We start from the raw sequence: 6,465 nt of genomic DNA on the forward strand, positions 1-6,465 counted from the left end.
GTCATCATTCGGAATGCGACCCAGCTGCCGGGTTAATTCGCGGCTTTTATCTCTCAGTTGATGCGACTGCTGCCGCAACTGCCGGGGCCGCCAGTCGATGCGGCGAAACTCATCCAGCATGGCGCCGCGTACCCGTTTAAATGCATAAGATTCAAATTGCTCGTCAACATCACGGCCATAACGGCGTAAGGCGCTTAGCAACCCCATCAGGCCTATCTGCTGTAAATCGTCTTTATCGACCATGCTGCCAACCAGGCTGCGTAAGTGACCTGCGGCACGTTTGACGATATAGCTGTAGCGGTTTAACAGCGCACTTTCCTGCGCCGGGCTGAAACTGAAATTGCCAGTCTGCTCCGGTTCAGGCCATTGAGTGGTTGCCAGCATAAAATGGCCTTACTGAATAAACACGTTGGTCACCAGAACCTGCTCAATCTGGTAACTGAACGCATTCTGGTTCAGGGTTTGATTAAATTTTTCCAGCAACTGTGTCTGAATCGCCGGAATGTCTTTAAAGCCGGTTTTCACATCGGCGTGGCTGATATTGCTAAAGTGCTCTACCAGCGCATTGCGCAGCAGTGGTGATGCATCCGGCAGTGCTGCCATCACATCAGCGCTGTGGCTGGTAAGTGTCAGCTCCAGTACCAGATACCGTGAATGCTGCGCCGAGTCGACACTGATCACAAAGCGTTCCAGCGGATAAAACAGCGGTTTATTCTGCACTACGCTGCTTTTACTTTGCTGCGCATCCAGCCAGAAGTACGCGGCACCACCACCTGCAGCCAGCAGCAACACGGCTGCAATCACTAACACTAATGCTTTCATCTGTTACTGCTCTCCTATACCAGCCGGTTCAGCCAGTTTGTCGCGTTTGCTGTAGACGCGGCTGCAGCGTCGGCAGCATCGTCAGGTACGTCATTAAAATGTGCTGCAACAATCTGTTGCTGTGCGCTGTTGTGCTGGCCAGATTGCTGCTGCGATTGCTGGCGCACATCAATATTCAACGTTTGCTCGTTACCCAGGCGCTGTGCCAATTGCTGGCGCAGCTGATCCAGGTTTTGCTGCATCGCCTCACGCAGCTGTGTATTAGCGGCATACAGCTGCACACTGGTGCGCTCACCATCCAGACTGACACTGAGTTCAATGACGCCAAGCTGGGGTGGGTCAAGCCTGATTTGCGCACGCTGGATCTGCTGACCCAGCTGCAGGTTAATTTTGTCAGATAGCAGATGAACCAGTTTCTGGCTCCACTGGTTGCTGTGCGCGCCGCTGCTTTGGCCGGTCAACTCGGCTTTCCAGCTAAACAGCGCTTCACTGCTTTGAGTGCCGGTACTGGCAGTACCCATTGCTGCGGTAACCGCCGTCGTATCGGTAGTTTGACGCTGCGAATGTACCTGGCGGATAAATTGCTGTAATGTCGCTCCGCCGCTGATGCCCTGTGGCAGCAACGGCTGTTCTGATACGGGTAGTGAACTGCTCTGCTGGCCAGGTTCGGCTAATAGCGGCAGAGCAACAGCTGCATTTGTCTGCGCGGTGTCACTGCGCGAAGTCACGCTAACAGCAACTGTTGCCACAGGTACAACTGCAGACGCAGCCGCAATATCCGCCGCGGCAACAGTTGGCATGACCAGACTGACCGCTGCTGCAGGCGTAACCATATTGCCCATCTGCGCAGTATCGATCTGAGCTGCAGATAGTGCTGTATTCTCTGCTGGCACTGCTGTGGTTGCATACTGGTGACTAAACAATGTCCACGACGCCGGAATAACCACCGGTTCAGCCAGCGGCTGCGGCACCATACTCTGTTCTGGCACAGCGATTTGCGGCAGCGGCGATAGCAGGCTGCTGTCTACAGCCTGCTCTGCATCATTGTCGGGCAGGTCCGCCACTTCCGCCGCCGGATGATCTGCACTGAATTGTGCCAGCTGAGCCAGTAGCTGCTGGTACGGTAATTCCGCTACACCGTCATCGCTCAGGTTGGCGCCAATGCTATTTTCTGTCGTATCGGCGGGCTGATTTACCAGCTGTCGCAGCACGGGTATCATGGTGTCTTCCCTTCTGTCGTTTGCTGGTAGGCCACAACGCCGGGTCGGTTTTTATGAAACTGTGTCATCTGCAGTTCGGTGCGTTGCAGCTCATTCTTTGCCAGTTGCAGCACATGCTGATAGTTCTGTTGCAGCGCACTCAGCTGGGCGCTGAACTGGTCTTTAGCACCGGCCTGCGTTATACGCTGTACCAGCGCCAGTAGCTGACGGTCCATCGCCCGCAGGCGCTGCCAGTCATGCGCGCGTGCAGCAAGCAGCAGCTCATGCTGTAACTGCGTAAGTGCTCTGGCGATATCAGTGCTGTTTAAATGGCTTAGCGACACACACGACCTCAGTAAAACGGTTCTTCCGAATGGAGATAGCAACTGTCAGGCCATATTTTATCTTATTGATTCAAAATGAAATTATTGAAATTCAGCATTAAGAGCGGAAGTATTACTTCCGCCTGACGGAAGTAAGGACACAACGGCATTGCCGCAACCCGGGGTAAAATAACAACAGCTGGTGCAGAGTGAAAAAAACCGCTGCCAGAGCAGCGGTGAAAGGTTACATCAGGTACACATGTAACAGTGGAAGAAAAGGTACTGCTAAACTCAGGCGGCGTTTTGCGCCAGCCCCTGCCAGCCTTCCTGCAGGTTAGTCATAATAACGCGTACAGTATCAAGCTGGCTTAAATCGTTCTTCAGGCTGGCCGCTAGCACTGCCTGGCCACAGTGCTGATAAAGCCGCTGCATATTGGCGGCCACTTCACCGCCATTTTGCTGATCCAGCGACGCTTCCAGCCCACCGAGGATCTTCAGCATCCGCTCTGTACCGCTGGCTTTTTTATCAAAGCGCTTGGCCTGAATATGGCCCTCGACCCTGGCCAGTTCATCCAAGAAGCCGTCAAATAACATCAGTACCAGTTTATGAATATCTGCGCCGGCCGCTTTACCTTCAACCGAGGTGTTCTGATAGGCCTGATAGCCATTGGCAAAATCTAACATAGGTATGTCCCGCTAATTAAAATTGTCCCATCGAGCTTTCCAGCTGCGCTATGGTTACCTGCATCTGCGTAAACTGACTCAGGTAACGCTTATAGGTTAACTCCATGGAATAATCGTGCCGCTTTTGCTTTTCGGTGATTAAATCCAGGCTGGCCTGAATGGTTTTTTGTTTGTCACCGAGCAAACCAAAGCTTTTACTGTACGGCTCTATTGTGGTTTCAAGTTTCGCCAGCATGCCATTGTCGCCACTTAACATGGTTTCAAGCTTGGCCGGATCTTTCTGCAGCGCAGCGTCAAAACGTTCGGTATCAATGTTCAGTTTACCGTTACGGTCGAACTCAATGCCGACACTGTACAGAGTACTGCCTTCAAAGGTGCCCTGAAAAATGGCGCGGAACTGGTTTTGTACACTGCGCGCCATGCTGTCGTTTTTCAGGTTAGTGTCTTTGCTGATACTGCCGACAATGTTGTTATAACCATCAATAAAGCTTTGCAGGTTTTTCTTTATCGCCTCTTGATCCTGGCCCACTTTAATGGACACCGGACTGTCACCTGCGGTTTGCGCTTTTAATAAATCCAGCGTGACGCCTTCAATGACATCGGTTAGCGTATTGCTGCTGCTGGTGACACTGATAGCAGTGTCGCTGCCGAGGCGCACTATGGCGTCCTGTGCCGCTTTTAATTCTTTTTGTCCGGCCAATGCCGCCGTGATATCGGCACCTGCAGGGTCGGCTCCGGGCGTGAAGCTCAGGCTCAACTGATTGGCAGCGCCGCTTTCATCGCTGGAAATCACCAGAAAGGTTTCAGTACCGCTGCGTACCAGTGTGGCGCTAACGCCGTCATTGTCGACATGGTTATTAATCGCAGCGGCAAGATCACTGAGTTTGGCGTTTGCGGGTAAACCGGCTAAATCAACAGAAAAACTGTTGCCGGCTAAGTCGATACTGAACTCACCATCTGACGCCAGTGTTGCCGTTGGGTCAAACGACAGCGCCAGCTGATGGTTTTGCGCCAGTTGCTCAACAAAAATCTCATAATTACCGGCTACAGCGTTGCCGCCGGCGTTAATACTCAGTGTCGACTCGCTGCTACTGGTCGCGGTATTGGCCAGTATGCTTTTGTCAGCACTGCGGAAATCTTTAATCTGGGTAAGGAAACCGCTTAATGACGTTTGCAGTTTTTTTATGGCATCTAACTGGGCGGTAAACTGTTTGGATCTACCTGCCAATAGCTGATCTTTGCCGGCGCGTTCAATTTGCGTGTACTGACTGGCCAGATATTGCGGATCTATGCTTAAAAATGACGATGCCATAACCTATACCCTGGTAAAAACGGAACAGAAACACCCTGCCAGCGCAGCGCCAACAGGGTGCCAGACAGAGCAATGCTCTGCCGTTTAACTTAACGCAGCAGAGAACCAATCATCTGAGAGGTACTGTTAGATGCGCTCAGTACAGAAATACCTGAGTTCATCAGTAACTGCTGTTTCGTCATGTTTGACGTTTCTTTGGCGAAATCAGCATCCATCAGCTGGCCAGCAGCCGCTTCAGTGTTTTCTTTCATATTGGTCACGTTATTGATAGTGTGATCCAGACGGTTCATGCTGGCACCCAGCTCAGCACGGGCTGCGCCGATATCAGAGATTAAGCTATCAACATCGGTAATAATATTAGCTGCTAAGGCCTGGTTTGCAGCTGCAGTAGCACCATTGAAACCATTGGTGATGTTGGTACCTGCAGCATAAGCACCCTTGACTGCAGTTACTTCGGCCTGAATATTTACCTCTAAAGTCTCATCGTTTGATGAGCCAATTTGAAATGTTACGTTAGCACCATCAAACTTGCCGCCGTCGAGTAATTTAGTGCCAGCACCGAAAGAGGTGTTCTCCATAATACTGGTCATTTCTTCTGTAAGAGCAGTGAACTCAGCATTTATCGCAGTATATTCTGAAGAGTTATTAGTACCGTTGGCACCTTGTGTGGCCAGCTCTTTCATCCGAAAAGCGATGTTAGTCATCTCTTCAAACGCGCCTTCTGCAGTTTGCAGCATAGACATAGCATTGTTGGCATTATAAATTGCCGCTTCCTGGCCACGTACCTGAGCGTTTAAGCGGTTAGCAATTTGCAGACCCGCCGCGTCATCTTTAGCAGAGTTAATACGTAAACCTGAACCTAAACGCTCCAGCGCAACTGATAAATCGTTGTTAGTACGACCCAGTTGGTTCTGGATAGATTTTGACGCCATATTTGATTGAATTGATAAAGCCATCTTGGAATCTCCTGTGAATGATGCTCACAGATATAAAGCGGCGCTGTACTGCTAAAACTAAAAAAAATTTTCAAAAATTTATGCCTGCTGAACAAATTCCGGTTAGCTGCACAGATGCAGCAGGTCCTGCAGTTCGTATTCCAGATAATCAGCCAACCCCAGCCAGTCACGCTGCGCCTGGCAGTTCAGCACCGCCTGCAGAATATTCTGCAGCTCTGCAGCATATTGCGCTGGCTGCGTTGAAAATGTCTGCACCAGTTGCGCCACCATAGTGGCAAGATCAAGCGCTGCCTGGGTATGACTGTCAGAGCGAAACTGCAACGCCAGTTCAGTGGCCTGACATTGATACTGTGCTATCGAAGCTATTGCTGAACTCATTTATCTGCTCGCTCCGTATCGTACGAGGGCATTACTGTCGAAAAGGCCTGGTACCGGCAATGACGGCCCCGACGGTAGAGGCGTTAAAAAACTGCACCGCCGGATGCGCGCGGATAAACCGCTCCAGTCCGAGGCGGTAGGTCAGTAAATTACGCAGAGTCGGTACTTTTTCGCCCTGCACGTTCTCTACCCAGTCAGTCGCACTGGCATAGCCCAGCCCTAACTGTTTGTCTTGCCAGCCGGCATGGGTTTTATTAGCGCTGAACGCAAAATCTGCACCGAACAGCACCAGTTGCCTGGCGCCCATTTTCACCGCTAAAGCCACAGCCGGGTGAATAACACTGCCATGAATAAACAGCGAATCAGCAGGCAGCTCAGCGCGGATACTGTCGAACAGCTTGCTTTGGTTCATTGCCACATAACGTTTGCCGTTAAACTGCGCCAGCAGATCCGGGTTCGCCAGCGGGAAATAGACTAAAGCGGTCGTTGGCGGCAGCTTGGCACAAGGCAAATGTCCTGGGCCAATCTTATGATCCATAGTCACAACGATGTCAGGCACCACCTGCTGTGCCAACAACGCTTTTACCGCTGTATCGACAGCAATAAGCAGCGGTGCATGGCTTTGCTGCTGGCGCTGGTACAGATACTGGCACTGCAGCTCCAGCGATGGCCCTGAGGCAATCACAAAGATATCGCGTCCCGGTTCAACCGAGTTAAATAAGCGTTGTACCGGCAGGTCATTTTGCCAGTACTGCTTATTCTCCGGCAGCCGGTGTAAATAAGGTACAGAA

General features: G+C 51.3%; 9 protein-coding genes. All 9 read right to left on the minus strand.

The window, feature by feature from the left end:
* The coding region (locus tag VIN66_RS13880; protein ID WP_331924534.1) for a sigma factor at positions 1–384 on the minus strand (384 nt) is incomplete at its 3' end.
* A gap of 9 nt (positions 385–393) precedes the next feature.
* The gene (locus VIN66_RS13885) at positions 394–822 is read right to left on the minus strand and encodes a flagellar basal body-associated FliL family protein (protein ID WP_331924535.1); all 429 of its coding nucleotides are present in this window, start codon (positions 820–822) and stop codon (positions 394–396) included.
* Positions 823–836: 14 nt separating this feature from the next.
* Positions 837–2,042, minus strand: a complete 1,206-nt coding sequence (locus VIN66_RS13890) for a flagellar hook-length control protein FliK (protein WP_331924536.1) — start codon at positions 2,040–2,042, stop codon at positions 837–839.
* Positions 2,039–2,365 carry a hypothetical protein gene (locus VIN66_RS13895; RefSeq protein WP_331924537.1) on the minus strand — a complete coding sequence of 109 codons (327 nt, stop codon included), beginning with the start codon at positions 2,363–2,365 and terminating at the stop codon, positions 2,039–2,041. Before VIN66_RS13895 ends, VIN66_RS13890 begins: the two co-directional genes overlap by 4 nt.
* A gap of 270 nt (positions 2,366–2,635) precedes the next feature.
* Positions 2,636–3,028, minus strand: a complete 393-nt coding sequence (fliS, locus tag VIN66_RS13900; RefSeq protein WP_331924538.1) for a flagellar export chaperone FliS — start codon at positions 3,026–3,028, stop codon at positions 2,636–2,638.
* 16 nt (positions 3,029–3,044) lie between these two features.
* Positions 3,045–4,340, minus strand: a complete 1,296-nt coding sequence (fliD, locus tag VIN66_RS13905; RefSeq protein WP_331924539.1) for a flagellar filament capping protein FliD — start codon at positions 4,338–4,340, stop codon at positions 3,045–3,047.
* A gap of 89 nt (positions 4,341–4,429) precedes the next feature.
* On the minus strand, positions 4,430–5,296 hold the full coding sequence (locus VIN66_RS13910) for a flagellin (RefSeq protein WP_331924540.1): 867 nt from the start codon (positions 5,294–5,296) through the stop codon (positions 4,430–4,432).
* Between the two features lie 102 nt (positions 5,297–5,398).
* A complete protein-coding gene (locus VIN66_RS13915; protein ID WP_331924541.1) occupies positions 5,399–5,674 on the minus strand; it encodes a hypothetical protein in 276 nt (91 codons plus the stop codon).
* A 31-nt stretch (positions 5,675–5,705) separates the two neighbouring features.
* A partial coding sequence (locus VIN66_RS13920) for a motility associated factor glycosyltransferase family protein (protein WP_331924542.1) occupies positions 5,706–6,465 on the minus strand: 760 nt, incomplete at its 5' end.

It is taken from the genome of Rheinheimera sp. (genome assembly GCF_036568245.1).
GTDB lineage: Bacteria > Pseudomonadota > Gammaproteobacteria > Enterobacterales > Alteromonadaceae > Alishewanella.